At 74.1% G+C, this 17,656-nt stretch carries 18 protein-coding genes; 7 read left to right on the top strand and 11 right to left on the bottom strand.

Translation table 11 applies throughout. The features are described 5' to 3' along the window. Positions 1–88 precede the first annotated feature (88 nt). From manA to G443_RS19930, 5 genes are all read right to left on the bottom strand, one after another. Entirely contained in the window at positions 89–1,315 is a 1,227-nt protein-coding gene (gene manA, locus G443_RS19950; protein ID WP_026419308.1) for a mannose-6-phosphate isomerase, class I, read from the bottom strand. 65 nt (positions 1,316–1,380) lie between these two features. After that, a complete protein-coding gene (locus G443_RS19945) occupies positions 1,381–2,505 on the bottom strand; it encodes a hypothetical protein (RefSeq protein WP_026419309.1) in 1,125 nt (374 codons plus the stop codon). A 5-nt stretch (positions 2,506–2,510) separates the two neighbouring features. After that, complete coding sequence (locus G443_RS19940) at positions 2,511–2,759, bottom strand: Trm112 family protein (protein ID WP_026419310.1); 249 nt, start codon at positions 2,757–2,759, stop codon at positions 2,511–2,513. A 62-nt stretch (positions 2,760–2,821) separates the two neighbouring features. Next, positions 2,822–4,171 carry a phosphomannomutase/phosphoglucomutase gene (locus tag G443_RS19935; RefSeq protein ID WP_026419311.1) on the bottom strand — a complete coding sequence of 450 codons (1,350 nt, stop codon included), beginning with the start codon at positions 4,169–4,171 and terminating at the stop codon, positions 2,822–2,824. Between the two features lie 105 nt (positions 4,172–4,276). Beyond that, the gene (locus G443_RS19930) at positions 4,277–4,750 is read right to left on the bottom strand and encodes a metallopeptidase family protein (protein ID WP_081715528.1); all 474 of its coding nucleotides are present in this window, start codon (positions 4,748–4,750) and stop codon (positions 4,277–4,279) included. 188 nt (positions 4,751–4,938) lie between these two features. On the opposite strand from G443_RS19930, the gene G443_RS19925 reads away from it, so the two are divergent. Further along, entirely contained in the window at positions 4,939–5,289 is a 351-nt protein-coding gene (locus G443_RS19925) for a DUF3499 domain-containing protein (RefSeq protein WP_016699407.1), read from the top strand. A 227-nt stretch (positions 5,290–5,516) separates the two neighbouring features. Here the strand turns inward: G443_RS19925 and G443_RS19920 are convergent, their stop codons facing one another. After that, complete coding sequence (locus tag G443_RS19920) at positions 5,517–5,774, bottom strand: WhiB family transcriptional regulator (protein ID WP_169533982.1); 258 nt, start codon at positions 5,772–5,774, stop codon at positions 5,517–5,519. A 387-nt stretch (positions 5,775–6,161) separates the two neighbouring features. On the opposite strand from G443_RS19920, the gene G443_RS19915 reads away from it, so the two are divergent. The 4 genes from G443_RS19915 to G443_RS19900 all read left to right on the top strand — a co-directional run bounded on the left by G443_RS19915 (position 6,162) and on the right by G443_RS19900 (position 10,054). Continuing rightward, entirely contained in the window at positions 6,162–6,926 is a 765-nt protein-coding gene (locus tag G443_RS19915) for a site-2 protease family protein (RefSeq protein WP_026419313.1), read from the top strand. Between the two features lie 91 nt (positions 6,927–7,017). After that, positions 7,018–8,028: a 2-phospho-L-lactate transferase gene (gene cofD / locus G443_RS19910; protein ID WP_026419314.1), complete on the top strand. Its 1,011-nt coding sequence runs from the start codon at positions 7,018–7,020 to the stop codon at positions 8,026–8,028. Further along, a complete protein-coding gene (locus tag G443_RS19905; RefSeq protein ID WP_245588851.1) occupies positions 8,025–9,461 on the top strand; it encodes a coenzyme F420-0:L-glutamate ligase in 1,437 nt (478 codons plus the stop codon). Before cofD ends, G443_RS19905 begins: the two co-directional genes overlap by 4 nt. Further along, a complete protein-coding gene (locus tag G443_RS19900; RefSeq protein ID WP_026419316.1) occupies positions 9,458–10,054 on the top strand; it encodes an NUDIX hydrolase in 597 nt (198 codons plus the stop codon). The genes G443_RS19905 and G443_RS19900 overlap by 4 nt, the downstream gene beginning before the upstream one ends. Here the strand turns inward: G443_RS19900 and G443_RS19895 are convergent. Together G443_RS19895 and manB are read right to left on the bottom strand one after the other, a co-directional pair. Beyond that, on the bottom strand, positions 10,028–10,894 hold the full coding sequence (locus G443_RS19895) for a DNA glycosylase family protein (protein WP_026419317.1): 867 nt from the start codon (positions 10,892–10,894) through the stop codon (positions 10,028–10,030). The genes G443_RS19900 and G443_RS19895 overlap by 27 nt on opposite strands. Positions 10,895–10,989: 95 nt before the next feature. Beyond that, a complete protein-coding gene (gene manB, locus G443_RS19890) occupies positions 10,990–12,114 on the bottom strand; it encodes a mannose-1-phosphate guanylyltransferase (protein ID WP_051314089.1) in 1,125 nt (374 codons plus the stop codon). 186 nt (positions 12,115–12,300) lie between these two features. Here manB and G443_RS19885 point away from each other — a divergent pair, with 186 nt between their 5' ends. Next, complete coding sequence (locus tag G443_RS19885) at positions 12,301–12,762, top strand: hypothetical protein (protein ID WP_035292470.1); 462 nt, start codon at positions 12,301–12,303, stop codon at positions 12,760–12,762. A 282-nt stretch (positions 12,763–13,044) separates the two neighbouring features. Here the strand turns inward: G443_RS19885 and G443_RS19880 are convergent, their stop codons facing one another. Both G443_RS19880 and G443_RS19875 read right to left on the bottom strand, forming a co-directional pair. Next, complete coding sequence (locus G443_RS19880) at positions 13,045–13,944, bottom strand: glycosyltransferase family 2 protein (RefSeq protein WP_026419319.1); 900 nt, start codon at positions 13,942–13,944, stop codon at positions 13,045–13,047. A gap of 121 nt (positions 13,945–14,065) precedes the next feature. Continuing rightward, complete coding sequence (locus G443_RS19875) at positions 14,066–15,217, bottom strand: glycosyltransferase family 4 protein (RefSeq protein ID WP_026419320.1); 1,152 nt, start codon at positions 15,215–15,217, stop codon at positions 14,066–14,068. Between the two features lie 281 nt (positions 15,218–15,498). Here G443_RS19875 and G443_RS19870 point away from each other — a divergent pair, with 281 nt between their 5' ends. After that, a complete protein-coding gene (locus G443_RS19870; protein ID WP_051314090.1) occupies positions 15,499–16,431 on the top strand; it encodes an arylamine N-acetyltransferase family protein in 933 nt (310 codons plus the stop codon). A 27-nt stretch (positions 16,432–16,458) separates the two neighbouring features. Here the strand turns inward: G443_RS19870 and G443_RS19865 are convergent, their stop codons facing one another. Further along, positions 16,459–17,613 carry a glycosyltransferase family 4 protein gene (locus G443_RS19865; RefSeq protein WP_026419322.1) on the bottom strand — a complete coding sequence of 385 codons (1,155 nt, stop codon included), beginning with the start codon at positions 17,611–17,613 and terminating at the stop codon, positions 16,459–16,461. Positions 17,614–17,656 lie beyond the last annotated feature (43 nt).

The following is a 17,656-nucleotide window of genomic DNA, read 5'->3' as shown; positions in this document are numbered from 1 at the left end:
GCGTGGTCGCCACGAACCGGACGAACCGCGACCAACGGGGGGCGTGCCCGCCGGGCCGGCGCGACGACCGCCGGCCCCTCGGCGGTGGTCAGCCGAGCGGCGCGGTGGCGTGGAAGAGCTGGGTGCGGGCCCCGGTCGCCGGGCGCACCCGCACCGGTGGGTCCTCCGCCGGGAGCCACACCGACTGCCCCCGGCACACCTCCAGTTCACCGTGCTCGGGGCTGGTGAGGGTGACCTGACCGTCCGTGCAGAGGAGCAGTTGGGGGGTGGCGCCGGTCAGGGCGACCGGCGCCACCTCGTCGGCGTCCCAGTCGATGCGCGACAGCTGGAACTCCTCGGCCGGGGTCCGGTAGACGGTCAGGTGCTGGCCCTCCTGGTCACCGGTCAGCACCGGCATCGGGCCGTGGGCGAAGTCCAGCACCCGCATGAGTTCCGGCACGTCCACGTGCTTCGGGGTGAGTCCCCCGCGCAGGACGTTGTCGGAGTTCGCCATGATCTCCACCCCGGTGCCCAGCAGGTAGCTGTGCAGGTTCCCCGCCGGGAGGTAGATCGCCTCCCCTGGCTGGAGGACGACGCGGTTGAGCAACAGGGCGGCCAGGACCCCCGCGTCCCCCGGGTAGGCCTCCCCCAGCTCCAGCACCGTCCGGCACTCCTGACCGAACGCGCCGCGTTCCCGCAGGTGCCGGACGCAGCCCTCCAGCACCGGCGGGAGCAGCACGTCCAGGGCGCGCTGCGGCAGCGTGATGAGGGTGGTGAACAGCGCCCGCAGCCCACCCGGCCCGGGCTCGGCGGCCAGCAGGCCCGTGTAGGGCCGCAGCGTCGGCACGTCGAGCGCGTCGAGGAACCGCAGGGTCACCTGGGCGTCCCGGAAACCGGCCAGGGCGTGGAACTCGGTGAGCGCGCAGATCAACTCGGGTTTGTGACTGCTGTCGCGGTAGTTCCGGGTCGGTGCCAGCAGGGGAACGCCCGCGGCCTCCTCCCGCTCGAACCCCTCCTCCGCCTGCTCGGAGGACGGGTGGGCCTGGAGGCTGAGCGGTTCCTCGGCGGCGAGCACCTTCATCAGGAAGGGGAGCCGAGGCCCCCACCGGTCGGCGCACTTGCTGCCGAGCTGCCCGATCGGATCGGCGTGGAGGAGCTCGGTGAGGGCGGCTTCGGTACCGTCCGGCCGCACCAGGACCGAGGAGTCGGAGGGATGGGCGCCGAGCCACAGTTCTGCCTCGGGGTGGGGCGCCGGGATCGGTCGACCGAGCAGTTCCGAGATCGCGGTGCGGGAACCCCAGGCATAGGGGCGCACCGGATTGCGCAGCAGGTCCACTGTCGTCTCTCGTTCGCTTGTCCGCTGGTCTCAAGCCGGGCCGGCGCTGGCCGCCGCCCGGACGGTCACACGCCGGACGGCCGCAGCTCGGCCGAGCCGCCCATCGCCCCGGTGGTCAGACCGAGGTAGACGGCGGCGGTGTCCAGTCGGCACGCGAGGGACAACGCGCCGGTCACCGGGTCGCCCTGCGACTCCTCACCGGGAACGAGGAGGTCCGCGGCGGGAAGGCGGTCCGTCGCCCTCCGCAGCACGAGGTCCGCCTCGCGCTGGTCGGGGCGGGGCGGGACCGGGGACGCGGCCGGTCCGGCGGGCACGCTGACCAGCAGTACCCGCACCCGCTGCTGCCCGGACAGGTCGTCCGGGTCGGCGAAGATGTCCCCGTCGGAGCCCTGGGAGACGGCGGTCCTGAACAGCGCGGGACGGCGTTCGGCCTGCTGGTAGCCGGTGGCGTCGGCGGCGACACCCGCGAACCCGGCCAGCGCGCCCGCGCCGTGGCCGGCCACGGCGACCGCGACCGGGTCGACGCCCCAGAGCAGCGGCAGGCGTTCCCCGAGCCGCAGCGCCAGCGACTTGGCCGGGTTGACGAAGGACTCGTGGGAGAGGTGGTCGCGCTCCGACGCGTGGTCCAACCGGTCGGCCAGACCGTCGAGGTCGACGCGGAGGAGCCCGAGCGCGTCGGTCACCGCGAGGGTGAGCGCGACGGCGGCCGCGAGCCCCAACCCCGGTGGGACCGGGACCCGGGTGGGGAGCAGGATCGCCTGCCCGCCGGCCGCCGCGGCGGCCACCGGCCCGTCGCCGGGCCCGGCGACGACCACCCGCGCCCCGCGCCGGCCCGCTCGGTACACGCCCTCCGCCAGGGCGGGTTCGTCGACCATGTCGTCGACGTGGACGACGACGACGTCGAGTGGGCCGACCCAGCGCGGGACGTCGGGCGAGGTCACCACGGGGACCGGGCACTCCGGCCCCAGCAGCGCGGTCACCAGCGGTGCCGCGTCGGCGCCGGCGGTGCTCCTGGAGAGCAGGACCAGCGCCCTGGGCCGTTCACTGACGAGGCGGGACAGGCCCGCCTCGACCGCGGCGCCGGCGGTGGCCCGCACCTGGGCTCCCGGGGTCGCGGCCGCCCGGAGCAGACCGGCGGTGTCGGCCTGCTGGAGCCACGCCGGATCGTCGAGCAGGGTGTCGTCGAGCACCGGGATCACCTGCTCGCCGAGTCCCCACCGGTCGGTGCGCCGGTTCCGGTCCCCCGCGCCGCGTCCGGGCCGCCCTCGGCCTCGTCCAGCAGCAGCACCGGGATGCCGTCGCGGACCGGGAACCGTCGGGCGCACAGGGTGCAGGTCAGGTAGTCGGCGTCGGGGTCGGACGGCGTACCGGTCCGCAGGGGGCCGTGCTCGTCACACGGGCACGCGAGCACGTCCAGCAGACGGGGGTTCAGATCAACGGCCACGGTTCCTCCTCTTCACCGGGAGTCGCAAGGCCGGCACGCCGCCCTCTGACTCGTCGTCGACGTCAGCCTCGGACGATCGCGAGCACGTCGTCGCGCAGTCCCGCGACCGTCGCCTCGTCCGGTCCCTCGATGTTCAACCTCAACAGCGGCTCGGTGTTCGACGGGCGCAGATTGAACCACGCTCCCCCGGGCAGCGAGACGGTCAGGCCGTCCAACTCGTCGAGGACCACCTCGGGGCGGTCCGCGTAGGCGGACCGCACCGCCGCGAGCCGCTCGGTCGGCTCGTCCACCGTCGAGTTGATCTCCCCCGACGCCTGGTAGCGCTGGTAGGCGGCGGTGAGCTCGGACAGCGGCCGGTCCTGTTCGCCCAGGGCCGCCAGCACGTGCAGCGCGGCGAGCATGCCGGTGTCCGCCCGCCAGAAGTCGCGGAAGTAGTAGTGGGCCGAGTGCTCCCCGCCGAAGATCGCCCCCGTCTGGGCCATCGTCTGCTTGATGAAGGAGTGGCCGACCCGGGTGCGGACGGGCTTCCCGCCGTGTTCGGTGACGATCTCGGGAACTCCCCGGGAAGTGATCAGGTTGTGGATCACCGTCGCGCCCGGTTCCTTGGCCAGTTCCCGCACGGCCACCAGCGCGGTGATCGCGCTCGGGGACACCGCCTCTCCCCGCTCGTCCACCACGAAGCAGCGGTCGGCGTCCCCGTCGAACGCGAGTCCCGCGTCGGCCCCCTCGGCGCGGACCCGCGCCTGTAGGTCGACCAGGTTCTTCGGGTCGAGCGGGTTGGCCTCGTGGTTCGGGAACTCGCCGTCGAGCTCGAAGTACAGCGGGACGATCTCGATCGGCAGCCCCTCGAAGACGCTGGGGACGGTGTGGCCGCCCATCCCGTTCCCGGCGTCGACCACGACGCGCAGCGGCCGGGAACCGGACAGGTCCACCAGTTCGCGCAGGTAGCGGGCGTAGTCCGCGAGGAGGTCGCGCTGCCGGACCGTTCCCTGCCTCCCCACGAAACCCGGGACGCCGGTGGCGACCATCTCGCGGATCTCGGCGAGGCCGCTGTCCTGGCCCACGGGCGCCGCGCCGGCCCGGCACAACTTGATGCCGTTGTAGGCGGCGGGGTTGTGGCTCGCGGTGAACATCGCGCCGGGCAGGTCGAGCGTGCCGGAGGCGAAGTACAGCATGTCGGTGCTGGCCAGACCGATGCTCACGACATCGATCCCCTGGCCGGTGACCCCCTCGGCGAACGCCGCGGCGAGCCCGGGTGACGACTCCCGCATGTCGTGGCCGACGACGATCTCCGGGCCGCCCACCAGTCGCGCGAACGCGGCGCCGATGTCCCGCACCACGTCCTCGTCGAGTTGTTCACCGACCAGACCGCGGATGTCGTAGGCCTTCACGATGTCGGACAGGTCGCGCACGCCGCCTCCCTCACTGCGGGCCGTCCCCGATCTCGCCGACCCTGGCCTCCGAAGGGTACCGGCGCGGAGCGGTCACCAGAACGGGTCGGTGGGCAAAGCCTCCGGTCAGCCCTCACCCTCCACGACATCCGGATCAAGACCGAGGTAGCTGGCCACCTGCTCGACCAGGACGTCGTGCACGAGGTCGGAGAGGTCCGCGCCGTCCCGCGCCCTCGCCTCCAGGGGCCGGCGGTAGAGCACGACCCTGGCCCTGGTGGGAACGCCGCGCCGGTCGACGCCCGCCGGTACGAGCCGCGCGAGGGGGATCTCGCCGTCGCCCACGACATCACCCTGGTCGCCGTCCGGCCGGTAGCCGGCGCGCAGCTCGGGCACATCGTCCACGGCGACGTCGAGCTGGGTCAGCTCCGCCCGCCACCGCTGCTCGATGGGCTCCAGCGCCTCCAGCACGAGGGCGTCGAACCGCTCCGCCCGACTGCGTGCCGCCGGCATCGACGGCGGGTACAGCGTGCCTCGCAGGCCACGCCCCCGCCGATCACGTCGGCAGCGAGTTCGCCTCTGGTATCCGCGCGCTACCGCCACAGGGCCAAGGGTACGGGACCAGGCAGCCCTTCCGGTCCGCCGTCACCGGACCGGCTGCCCAGGAGCACCCACCGGCGGACCGGCGGAACCGGAGCGTGACCGGCGGGGAATGGATCACGAAAGCGTGTCATCCGCGTGGCTGCTACTCGCCAGGGCGGACAGGCGCTATCGTCCCCGCTGTGCGGAGCGTGAGACGGTGCTCGCGAACCGGGTGTACCAACCCGGCTGTCGCCACGCTCACCTACGCGTACGCGGACTCCACCGCAGTTGTCGGGCCCCTGGCCACCTACGCCGAGCCACACAGCTACGACTTGTGCGAAGCGCACGCGATGAGGTTGACGGCACCCAAGGGATGGGACGTAGTCCGGTACGAGGGCGAGTTCGCCCTGTCCCAACCGTCGGTCGACGATCTGACCGCGCTCGCGGAGGCAGTCCGCGAGGCCGGTCGCGTCGACCGGCAGGCAGAGGTGCCCGAGGAGTCGGTGACCAGCCCTGGTCGGCCACACCTGCGAGTACTCCGGAATCCCCATGACGACTGAGGCGGGGTCCGGTCGCCGGACCGGAACGGGTGGCCGACCCGCCCGGGACAACCGACGTGGCCAAGATCACTTCCGGACCGCGGCGGGGGTGCCCTGACCGAGTTCCGACTACGCAGCGCAGCCACCGGGCGCCCGTGGCGAGAACGCCAGACGGGGCTCCGGGCCGCCCCCTGGGCGCGGGAACGACGGAGCCCCTCGGCGTGCCGAGGGGCTCCGCACACGCGGCGTCAGACCGCGCGTTTCTTGAGCTTGCGTCGCTCACGTTCGGACAGTCCGCCCCAGATGCCGAAACGTTCGTCGTGCGCCAGCGCGTACTCGAGGCACTCGGAGCGCACCTCGCAGCCGGAGCAGATCCGTTTCGCCTCCCGGGTCGACCCACCCTTCTCTGGGAAGAACGCTTCCGGATCGGTCTGCGCGCACAGTGCGCGCTCCTGCCAGTCCTGTTCTTCCTCTCCCGTATCGAACAAACCGGTCAGCACGTCCAACTCCCCAAGCTGGACGGTCCCCCGCTCTGTCTCACGGTCCAGTTCGAATTCCCGCACGTCCGCCTCCTCGCCTTCCGCACTCCCCGGTTGGCGGACGCCACCCGTCGGCCCCCTCGGTCGACGAATGACACCGATGTGATTACACCTGTGTAACCGCTAGGGGTCAAGCGATAGTCAGCCGAACGAGTTACCAGCGCACGGGGTTCCCGAAGGCGGGTGCGGAACGCCGAACTCGCTAGGCCATCAGGAGGTTTCCCGGAAACCCACGGACAGCCGCTTGACAGCGACGCGCCGCGAAAGGCCCACCGATCGGGCGGTGGCGGCGGGCCGGCTGGGAGGGACCTCTCTCCCACCGGTCGCCCCCGGGAGGTGGGGGACACTGGCCTCGTGACGAGTTCTCCCGTTCGCCTCAGCCCGCTCTTCCTCGCCATCCTCGCGGCGACCGTGGCCGGCGGCGCGCTGACCCTCGTCGACGCCTCCGCCGCCGCCACCGCGGGAGTCGTGCTCGTCGTCCTCGGCGGCTGGGCGGTCTCCCTGTGCCTCCACGAGTTCGGTCACGCCGCCGTCGCCTACCGGGGCGGGGACCTGTCGGTCAGGGACAAGGGCTACCTGACGCTCGACCCCCGGCGGTACACCGACCCGGTCCTGAGCCTGCTGCTGCCGATCCTGCTGCTGATGGCGGGCGGGATCCCGCTGCCAGGCGGGGCGGTCTGGATCAACCGGCACGCGCTGCGCTCCCGTGCGGTGGAAAGCGGGGTCTCCCTCGCCGGCCCGCTGACCAACCTCGCCCTTGGCGGGTTGCTCGTCGCCGCGGTGTCGCTGACCCAGCCCCCGCTCACGCTGGCGGCCGCGCTGTCCTACCTGGCCTACGTCCAGATCATCGCCTTCGTGCTGAACATGCTCCCGGTTCCGGGGTTGGACGGGTACGGGGCGCTCGAACCGCACCTCTCCGCCAAGTGGCGGCACTACGGGTCGGTGGCCCGACCCTGGGCCCCGCTCGCGCTCTTCGCCGTCCTGCTGGGGTTGCCCCAGATCGGCTTCCCGTACCTGACCGACGGGCTGTTCACCCTCACCTCCGAGCTGTTCCGCCTGATCGGCGGCGACGCCATGCTGGCCGCCTGGGGCGGGTCGGAGTTCCGGTTCTGGCGGTAGGCCCGAGCCCCGCTGCCCGCGCCGCCCGTCCGACCCGCTTCCGACGGCTCCCGGCGGTGGCCGTGATCGGGGAATGCGAGGATGACGCCTCGTGAGAATCGTGGTGCTGGTCGGGGGAGTCGGGGGCGCTCGCTTCCTCCTCGGGGTCAAGGCCGCGCTCGGACTGCCCCCGGTCGGGGAACCGACCTCGGGCTCCGGCGGCGACGTGGGGGAACACCAGGTGACGGCGGTGGTCAACACCGGCGACGACACCTGGATGCACGGTCTCCGGATCTGCCCGGACCTCGACACCTGCATGTACACCCTGGGCGGTGGCATCGACGAGGAACGGGGCTGGGGCCGCGCGGGGGAGAGCTGGGCGGTGAAGGGGGAACTCGCCGCCTACGGCGCGCCCCCGGACTGGTTCGGCCTCGGCGACCGGGACATCGCCACGCACCTGGTGCGCAGCCGCATGCTCCGCGCCGGCTACCCCCTGTCCGCCGTCACCGAGGCCCTGTGCGACCGGTGGCGGCCGGGGGTCCGGCTCCTCCCCGCGTCCGACGACCGGGTGGAGACCCACGTCTCGGTGGACGACCCCGACTCCGGGGAGCGGCGCGCGATCCACTTCCAGGAGTGGTGGGTGCGGCACAGGGCTGGCCTACCGGCGCACTGGATAGGCCAGGTCGGCGCCGAGACCGCCACCCCGGCCCCCGGCGTCGCGGCCGCCCTCGACGAAGCGGACATCGTGCTGCTGGCGCCGTCCAACCCCGTCGTCAGCATCGGGTCGATCCTGGCCGTCGAGGGCGTCCGGGACGCTGTGCGCGCCACCTCCGCCCCCGTGGTCGGCGTGTCCCCGATCATCGCGGGGAAACCGCTCCGGGGCATGGCCGACGCCTGTCTCCGGGCCATCGGGGTCCCCTCGACCGCCGAGGGGGTGGGCCGGCACTACGGCGGGCGGGGGCAGGGGGGCTCCGGCCTGCTCGACGGCTGGCTCGTGCACACCGGGGACACCGCCGTCGTCCCCGGCGCGGCGGTGCGTTCCGTGCCGCTGCTCATGTCCGACGTCGCCGCCACGGCTGCGATGGTGGAGGCGGCCTTCGATCTGGCTGAGGTGACCCGATGAGCACGACGTCCACCCCCCACGAGGAGAGCCCCGCACCCCAGGGCGCCGGCCCGGCGCGGGGCGGTTCCGACACCACCACGCCGCCGGTGCGGGAGGGCGACCACGCGGCGAGCCGCCTCGAACTGTTCCCGGTCCCGGGGCTGCCCGAGGTCCGGCCCGGTACCGACCTGGCCGCGCTGGTCGCCGGATCGGCCCCCTGGCTGCGGGACCACGACGTCGTCGTGGTCACCAGCAAGATCGTCTCGAAGGCCGAGGGCCGGTTGGTGACCGTTCCCCGCGACCCGGAGGCCCGCGAGGCCGCCCGGCGGGAACTGGTCGGCCAGGAGGCGGTCTCGGTGATCGCCCGGTTCCGGAACAGCCTCATCACGGAGAACCGGTTGGGCATCGTGCAGGCCGCCTCCGGGGTCGACGCCTCCAACGTCGCCACCGACCAGATCGCGCTGCTCCCGGAGGACCCGGACGCCAGCGCCGCGCGGCTCAGGGCCGGCGTCCGGGAGCGGCTGGGCGTCGAGGTGGCGGTCGTGGTGACCGACACGATGGGCCGGGCCTGGCGGAACGGGCAGACCGACGCGGCGATCGGCGCCTCCGGGTTGCCGGTGCTCCACGGTTACGCCGGGCGGGTCGACCAGCACGGCAACGAACTCGCGGTGACGTCCGTGGCGCTGGCCGACGAGATCGCCGCCGCGGCCGACCTGGTCAAGGGCAAACTGGGTGGCGTGCCGGTCGCCGTGGTGCGTGGGCTGCGCCTGGTGGACGACGGGTCAACGGCACGCGCGTTGGTGCGGCCGGTGGAGCAGGACCTGTTCCGCATGGGGACCGCCGAGGCGGTGCGACGCGGGCGGTCCGAGGCCGTCCTGTCGCGGCGGTCGGTCCGCGAGTTCGCGGACGAGCCGGTGAGCCCCGACGCGGTGCGCCGTGCCGTGGGTGCCGCGCTGACGGCCCCCGCACCCCACCACAGCCGCCCGGTTCGCTTCGTGTGGCTCCGGGACCCGGTGCGGAGGCGGACGCTGCTGGCGGCCATGCGGCGGGCGTGGTTGGCCGACCTCGCCGGCGACGGCCTGACGGTCGAGCGCGCGGAACGGCGGGTGCGGCGGGGTGACCTGCTCCACCGCGCTCCCGAACTCGTCCTGCCCTTCCTGGTCCGGGACGCGGCGCACGACTACCCCGACGCGCGGCGACAGGAGGCGGAGCGGTCGATGTTCACCGTCGCCGGGGGCGCCGCGGTGCAGGGCCTGCTCGTCGCCCTCGCCGCCGAGGACCTCGGCTCCTGCTGGGTGTCGTCGACCCTGTTCTGCCCGGAGGTGGTGCGGGAGGTGCTCGAGCTACCCGAGCACTGGGAACCGCTGGGCACCGTGGCGGTGGGGCACCCGGCCCAGCCGGCCGAGGGCCCCCGCCCGCCGGCCGCCCTGGACGAGGGCATGGTGGAGCTGTGACCGCGCCAGGGCCGGACCTCCACACCAACGCCGTGCGCTGCCTGTCCTCGTGGCGGACGGCGGACCCCGGGCAGGAGGCGCTGCGCCAGGCCTTCCTGGGTTTCCTCGCCGCCAGGGCGGACGCGTGCCACCGGTCCTGCGAGGCCGGCCACCTCACCGCCTCCGCGTTGGTGCTGGACGCGACGGGGGAACGCACCCTGCTGACGCTCCACCCCCGGGTCGGGCGGTGGCTCCAACTCGGCGGGCACTGCGAACCGGAGGACACCGACCTGGTGTCGGCGGCGTTGCGGGAGGCCACCGAGGAGTCCGGCATCACCGGGCTGCGCATCGACCCGCGTCCCCTGCACCTCGACGTCCACGAGGTGACCTGCTCCCTCGGTGTGCCGACCCGGCACTTCGACGTCCGCTTCCTGGTGCGCGCCCCGGTGGCGGCGCGGGAGGTGCTCAGCGCCGAGTCGCTCGACCTGCGCTGGTTCCCGCTGGCGGCGCTGCCGGCGGACGTGGACTCGGTGCCCACCATGGTCAGCCTGGCGATGACCAGGGCGGCCGGTGCGGCTGAGGCCGGATCAGCAGGCCCGGTAGTCCCGGGGTGACAGCCTCGGCCCCCTCCGGGGGGCGCGGGAACCGACCGCCGTCAGGTACCGGACCGCGCGGTGCCGCTGGCCGGCGTAGGGGGCGAGCAACGCGAGCATGCCCGCGTCGTCCACCCGCCGGCCGAGCAACGCCCACCCGATCGTGTTGGACAGGTGGTAGTCCCCGACGCTCACCGCGTCGGGGTCGCCCCAGGCCCGCTGGGCGACCTCGGCTGCCGTCCACTCCCCCACGCCGGGCACGACGCGGAGCAGCGCCCGTCCCTCCGCACCGCCGAGTTCGACCGCGCGCTCCAGGCGGGACGCGACGCCCGCGACCGCCAGCAGGGTGCGCCTCCTCGCGCCGTCCACACCGCACTGGTGCCACTGCCAGTCGGTGATCGACCGCAGCCGAGCCGGGTCCGGTGGGACCCGCAGGTCCACCCCGTCGGGGCCGGGGGCCCGCCCGCCGAAACGGCGGGCCAGCTCACGCCAGGAGCGCCACGCCTCGGTGCTGGTGACCTTCTGCTCCAGGACGGCGGCCAGCAGCACGTCCCACACCCGGCCCGTGGAGCACAGCCGCAGCCCCGGCAGGGTCCGGCGCGCGAGGGCGACCGCCGGGTGGTGCGCGACGAACCCGCCGTCGTCGTCCTCGGCGCCGCACAGCGCCGGGAGCCCCTCGACCAGCCGCGCCGCCCCGGGCCCCCACGCCGTCGCCAGGACCGCCCCCCGGTGCCGTCGCAGCGCCAGGGTCCCGGGGCCCTCGTCGGTGTTGGTCGCCCACCAGTAGGCGTCGCCGTGGGTGCGGAGGCACGGGTCGCCGCTCCCCCGCCGGAGTGGCCCGAGCAGCTCCCCCAGGTCCACCGGGCGGGCCGGGGTCCAGGACCGGGTGAGGGGTGTCCGGGGGTGTCCGGCGGGCGGGCGGGCCGCCGCGCGCGACCGCGTCCCGGACTCGCGGTTCACACGTCCGCCGAGAACCGGATGCCGTTGGAGGGCAGCTCCACTCCGGGCCACACGCGGGCGCCGCCGACCAGCTCGCAGTTCTCGCCGACGACCGCGTCGTCGCCGATCACGGAATCCTCGATGACCGCCCCGGCCCCGATGACGGCGCGCGCGCCGACGACGCACCGCCGGACCTCGGCGCCCTTGCCGACCACGGCACCGGAGAACAGCACGGACCCCTCGACGGTGGCGCCGGAACCCACCTCGGCCCCCTCGCCCACGGCGGTGCCCCCGTGCACCTTCGCGTCGTCGGCGACCCTCGCGCCGTCGAGCACGATGGCTGGGCCGGCGGGGCGGGGGAGGGCCGGGGAGTGCACGACACCCCGGACGAGGTCGGCGGAGCCTCGGACGAACGCGGCGGGGGTGCCGAGGTCGAGCCAGTAGGACGTGTCGACGTGGCCCTGGAGCCGAGCTCCGGACTCCAGGAGGCCGGGGAAGGTCTCCCGTTCGACCGACACCGGCCGTCCGGCCGGGATGTCGTCGACGACCTCGCGGCGGAAGACGTAGCAGCCGGCGTTGATCTGGTCGGTCGGTGGGTCGTCGGTCTTCTCCAGGAAGGCGAGGACCCGCCCCGTCTCGTCGGTGGGGACGCTGCCGAACCTGCGGGGGTCCTTCACCCGGACCAGGTGCAGGGTGGCGTGCGCTCCCGAGGAGCGGTGCGTGTCGACGACGGCGGCCGGGTCCACCCCGGAGAGGATGTCCCCGTTGAACACCAGCACGTCGCGGGCGGTCAGGCCGGCGGCCGCGTTGCGGATCGCGCCCGCCGTGTCCAGCGGACGGTCCTCCACCACGTACCGCAGGTCGAGCCCGAGGGCCGACCCGTCGCCGAAGTGCCGCTCGAACACCTCCGCCTTGTACGAGGTCCCCAGCACCACTCTCGTCACCCCGGCGGCCCTGATCCGGCAGAGCAGGTGGGTGAGGAACGGCACGCCGGCGGTGGGCAGCATGGGCTTGGGTGCGGAGAGGGTCAGGGGCCGCAACCGGGTACCCTTGCCTCCGACCAGCACAACCGCGTCGACGTCGCGCAGTGCTCGTCGCGATCCGGACTCAGTCGCCGGTGGCTCGGCTGGACTCACCGACATGCGACGCTCCTCCTGATCTATCGAAACCACGTCGGAGGGCCTACTCTGGCATGAGCGACCAAGCGCGCGGGCAGTGGACCCACCGAGGCGCCGCGGTCACACACCGCGAGTAGGTCTCCAGCCGCCCACCGAACACCGCTCGCGTCGGCCCCCGCGGCTCCGCGGCAACGTCAGGAGAGGTCACCGATGGACCCCCGAAACCGTGCTGACGCGGCCCTGGCGCGTGCCAGGGCGCGCGGCTCATTCGTCGTGACCCCCGATGACGCCACCTCACCGATGGACGCCGCCAGCACCGTGCAGATCCCCCGCCGGGTGGTCTCGGCGGCGGACCCGGGCCGGAAACTCGCCGACGCGGAGAGCACCGTGGTCCTCCGGCCGGACCAGCGCCCGGCCCCCACCGCCCCCGGTCATCCCGGGATGGGCCAGCCCGGTCAGCACGGACAGCAGCCGGGTCCGGGTGGCCCCGGCCGGCCGCAGCCGCCCGCGCAGCAGACCGGTGGGCACGGCATGACCGCGCCCCAGCAACGGCCCCCGCACCAGCCCCCGCCGTCGCCGGGTGGTCAGCAGGCCCCGCACCCGGGGCCGGGCGGTGGCGGGCACCAGCAGGCCGAGAGCACCACCCCGCCCTGGCACAACCAGCAGTTCTAGGCCTCCCAGGCGCGTTCCCCAGGCCAGCGCCCGCTCCACCGGGCGCGACTGGCCGTCACGGGTCGGGCGCGGCGCCGGCCGCCGGCCCGCGCGCGTGCCGGCGGCAACCCGCCCTCCTGGCCCTGGCGCCGGACGAACTCGGGCCCGGTGCGTCGAACGGGCTGGGCGGGGCGCCACCTCCGGATGAGGACGCCGGGGTCCCGGTCGGCCGGAGGCGGGGTGCGGCCACTCGTCGGCCCGGGGTGACGGTGCCGTGCCCCGTCACCGCGCTCCACCTCCGGGTCAGCCCCCGGTGCGTCGGGAGCCGCGCAGCTCCCAGCGGTAGCGGGCGTTCAGGCCGGTGCGCAGGGCGAACCGCAGCGGAGCCCAGGCGGGCCCCTGGTGCCGGTCGCTGAGGTACCGGTAGGCGCTGCGGTGGTGGGCCGCGAGCATCCGTTCCGACGCCGTCGAGGTGGACGCTCCCCCGACGTGCATGACCTCGGCGCTGGGCACGTACACGTTGAGCCAGCCGGCCCGTGCCAGCCGATCGCCCAGGTCCACGTCCTCGAAGTACATGAAGTAGCGGGGGTCGAAGCCACCGACCGAGTCGAAGGCCTCCCGGCGGAAGAGCTGGCAGGACCCGGAGAGCCAGCCAGCGGTCCGCTCGACGACGGCGGTGTCGGACTGCCGGTAGGCCCTGGACCACGGGTTGTCGCTCCAGACCTTCCCGAGGACGGCGTGCCCGACGCCGCGCCCCAGGGAGGGCAGGAGGCGCGCGGACGGGTAGACGTCGCCGGCGGGCTCCCGGATCAGCGGGCCGAAGGCCCCGCCGCGCGGCCACCGCTCGGCGGCGGCCAACAGCACGTCGAGGCTTCCCGGCGTCCACTCCAGATCGGGGTTGGCGACGACGACCCAGCCGACCTCGTCCCCGAGGCGCTCGACACCGTGGTTGGCCGCCCGCCCGTACCCGAGGTTGCCCCCGGTGGGGGCGAGTTCGACGTTCGGTCGTTCGGCCGCCCGTTCTGGGGCGCCGTCGGTGGACCCGTTGTCGGCGAGGACGACCTTCGGGGTGCGTTCTGTCGCGGTGACCAGGGTGTCCAGGAAGCGGTCGATCGTCTCCCCTGGTGAGTAGGTGACGGTGACGACGGCGACATCGTCGCCGTAGGTCGCTGGTTTCCGGCTCTGCGCACTCGACGAGGTCACGGCGGACCATTCTGCCGTGGACCGCTCGTGCGCCACCGGCCCCCCGCGTCCTCGGTCCAGCTGGCGCTCCCGCGGCGCGAACGGCGTGTCGCGGCCGGCGAGCGGGGCGTGTCGGAGACGGTCAACGGCCGCGCCGGTGGATCCAGTCAGCCCGCGCGAAGGCCTCCAGGTGCCCGGCGGCGCACCCCGCCCAGGAGAACTCCTTGGACCGGGTGAGCGCGGCGGTGCTCAGCTCGGCGCGCCGCCGTGGCTGGTCCAGGAGCTCGGTGATCGCCTGGGCGATGTCCGCCGCCCCCACCCCGCAGTAGGCGACCGCGTCGCCGCCGACCTCGGGGAGGCTGAGGCGCTGGGTGGTCAGGACGCAGGCCCCGCAGGCCATCGCCTCCAACACCGGCAGGCCGAAGCCTTCCCCGAGGCTCGGGTAGGCGACCAGTTCCGCGCCGCCCAGGAACCCGGCGAGGTTCCGGAACGGGAGGTAGCCGGGCCGGATCACCCGCACACGGTGGGGAACCGAGTCCAGGGCTCGTTCGACCTGACCGTCCCAGCCCGGTTGACCGGCCAACACCAGCGTGGGCGGGTCCTCCCGTCCCTGGCACGCCTTCGCGAACCCCCGGATCAGCGAGGGCACGTTCTTCCGGGGTTCCAGCGCGCCGAGGAAGGCGACGTAGGGCGCGTCCCGCAGACCCAGCAGCTGGCGAACCTCGGCGACCTCCTCCGGGGTCGGCGGGTGGAACCGGTTGGTGTCGACGCCGTGCGGCACCACCGACATGGCGCTGCGCCTGGCGCCGAGCAACCGGACGAGTTCGCTGGTCGTCGCGTCGCTGGGGGTGACGCACAGCGTGGCGCGGGCCAGGGACGCGCGGATCCACCCCCGGAAGAACCCGGCCTTGACCGACGAGTGCAACGCGGGGTCGGTGAAGAAGGTCGCGTCGTGCAGGGTGACCACGCTGGCCACCGGGTTGGCCAGCGGCATCGTGTAGTGGGGTGAGTGCAGCACCCGGACGCCCAGTCGTCGGACGAGCCGGGGCAGGGTGAGCTGTTCCCAGCTGAGGCGCGCCGTCCTGGTCGCCACCGACTCCGAGGCCGGAACGACCCGGGAGGACGGCGCGGTCCTGGTGTACAGCTCGGCGTCACGAGGTTGGCAGACGACGCTGAGCTGGGCCCCGGCGGCGTCAAGGCCAGCGATCAACGAGTCCACGTACCGGCCCACTCCACCTCGGTCGGTGGGCACAGCGGTGGCGTCGATCAGGACGCTGGGTTCGGCAGACCGCACCACTGAAGCCTACGGCCGCTTCACACGCGATCCGGCGCCTTTGGCCGAATCGGCGGCCGGCAGTGGGCAGCCCCACGTCCACGCGCCTCGGCGACGGGTCCGCGCTCGCCTCCCGTGCCCGGGTTCCCGCGCTCCGTGGCCGTTCCCCTTCCCGTCGACCCGCCTGGGGACGGCCGGGCGGGGCACGGTGGCGGGCCGCCGGACCGTGGTGGTCCGAGGTGTCCGCACGGTCGACCCGAGGACCTTGACCTCAACAATCGTTCAGGTTGAACGATGGTGGCATGACGACGACCGAACAGGACAGCACGACCACCCTCGCCCACGATCCGCTGGTCGGTCCGGAACTCGACACGGCACCGGAGACCGCGCGGGGGTGGGCTTCCGCCGATCTCGACCTGGACGCCTACCTCGCCCGCATCGGCTACGACGGCGACCGCGCCCCCAACGCCGACACGCTGCGCGCGGTGCACCGCGCCCACGCCACCACCGTCCCGTTCGAGAACCTGGGCCTCCTCTCAGGTGGGGGTGTCCGACTGGACACGGCCTCCCTCCAGGACAAACTGGTCCGGCGCCGTCGTGGCGGCTACTGCTTCGAGCAGAACGTCCTGCTCGCCGCCGCCTTGGAGCGCCTCGGCTACCGGGTGTCCGGAGTGAGCACCCGAATCCGGCTCGGTTCCCGGAACGTGCGGCCCGCCGCGCACGCCGCCCTCCTCGTCGAGGCCGAGGAGCGGATGTGGTTGGCGGACGTCAGCGTCGGCGAGCAGGGCGTGCTGGAACCGACACCCCTGGTGTCGGGAGCCGAGGTTCGGCAGGGGGCCGGGTGGCGACACCGCCTCGCACGGGAGGAGGACGGGACCTGGGCACTCCAGTTGGCGCGCGGCGAGGACTGGCAGGACCTCTACGGCTTCACCCTGGAACCCCACTACCGCGTGGACTACGTGGTGCAGAACCACTTCGCGGCGACCCACCCGACCTCGCCGTTCCGCCGAACCCTGTTCGGCTCGCGCGGCGGGGAGGAGACGGCGCACAGCCTCTCCGGCCTGGACCTGACGGTGTCCCGCCCCGATTCCCCGGACGAGGTGGTCGTCCTGGGGCCCGACGAACTCCCCGGGTACTTCCGCGACGTGTTGGACGTTCCCCTGACATCGGAGGAGGCCGACGAGTTGGTGGTGATCGGCGAGCGCGCCCGCGCGGACCGGGAGACCTCCGGCTGAACCACTCCTGGCCGCGGTCGGCTGGCGTCAGCCGACCGCGTCGAGGTGGATCCGCCAGAGCGCCCGCGCCGCGCGTTCCCAGTCGTAGTGCTCGGCCCGGCGCAGACCCGCGCGGATCATCGCCTGGGCCCGCCCGGAGTCGGAGGCCACGGCGCGCAGCGCCCCGGCCAGGGTGTCCGGGTCCCCCCGCCGCACCACCAGACCCGCCCCGCCCGCGACCTCGACGAGCGCGGGCACGTCGGTGTGCACCACTGGAACGCCGACGGCCATCGCCTCCAGGACCGGTAACCCGAAACCCTCGGCCCGGCTCGGTGCCGCGAGGACCGTCGCCTGCCGGAGGACGGCGGACAGCTCGGTGTCCTCGATCCGCCCCAGCACCCGCAGCCGATCGCGGGCGAGCCCGTGCTCCTCGGCCAGCCGCCGGGGGTCGACCCCGCCCCAGCCGCTGGCTCCGACCAGGACCAGGGGGAGATCCGGGCCCCTGGCACCGGCCATCGCCCGGATGAGGACGTCGATGCCCTTCCGGGGCTCCACGGTGCCCACGGCGAGGACGTACCGGTCTGGCAGTCTCAACTTCCGGCCCACCCGCTGCTGGAACTCGTCGGTCAACGGACGGCGCAACGCGTCCGAGACGCCCTCGCCGACCACGTGGGTCCGGGGGCCGGTGGCGCCGATCGTGCCCGCCCCGGACCGTTGCCGGTCGGCGTCGAGGTGCCTGGCGAGTTCCGCCGCCACGGCCGCGGTCGGGGTCACCAGCGCGGAGGCACGGCGGGCGGCGCGACCCACCATCCGCCGGTGCCAGGCCGCGCCCCGACGGGTCAGCGTCTCGGGGTGGGTCCACGGCACGGTGTCGTGCACCGTGACCACCAGCCCCCGCCCCCGTGGCACGGACGGCGGGGCGAACGGGGTGGGCGCGTGCACCGAGTCACCTCCGGGCCAGACCGGGATCCCGCGTTCCCACAACGCGGAGAGCACCCGCCTCGGGTAGGGCAACGACTTCGGTCCGATCAGCCCGGGGATCACGGCGGCGTCCGGGTCGGCGTGCTTCGCGACGACCCCGGCGACATCCCACCCCGGGGGCGCCGTCCCGGCGAGCGCGGCGGCGAGTTCCCGGGTGTAGCGGCCCGTCCCACCCGGGACGGGAGCGAGCAGCTGTTCGGTGAGCACAACGAGGAGCGGCACCCGCCAACACTGCCACGAACCCCGCGGCGTTTCGCCGGGACCG

Origin of the sequence: Actinoalloteichus caeruleus DSM 43889 (assembly GCF_000429185.2) — a bacterium.
Taxonomy (GTDB): Bacteria; Actinomycetota; Actinomycetes; order Mycobacteriales; family Pseudonocardiaceae; genus Actinoalloteichus_B; species Actinoalloteichus_B caeruleus.
Note: the sequence above shows the minus strand (reverse complement) of the source record. Positions and strands in the feature narration are given on the sequence as shown.

What these genes read in the sequence shown, in the direction of transcription:
- G443_RS19885 (WP_035292470.1), top strand. Translation starts at nt 12,301, where the DNA reads ATGGACCCCCGAAACCGTGCTGACGCGGCCCTGGCGCGTGCCAGGGCG.
- manB (WP_051314089.1), bottom strand. Translation starts at nt 12,114, where the DNA reads ATGTCGGTGAGTCCAGCCGAGCCACCGGCGACTGAGTCCGGATCGCGA.
- G443_RS19905 (WP_245588851.1), top strand. Translation starts at nt 8,025, where the DNA reads ATGAGCACGACGTCCACCCCCCACGAGGAGAGCCCCGCACCCCAGGGC.
- G443_RS19870 (WP_051314090.1), top strand. Translation starts at nt 15,499, where the DNA reads ATGACGACGACCGAACAGGACAGCACGACCACCCTCGCCCACGATCCG.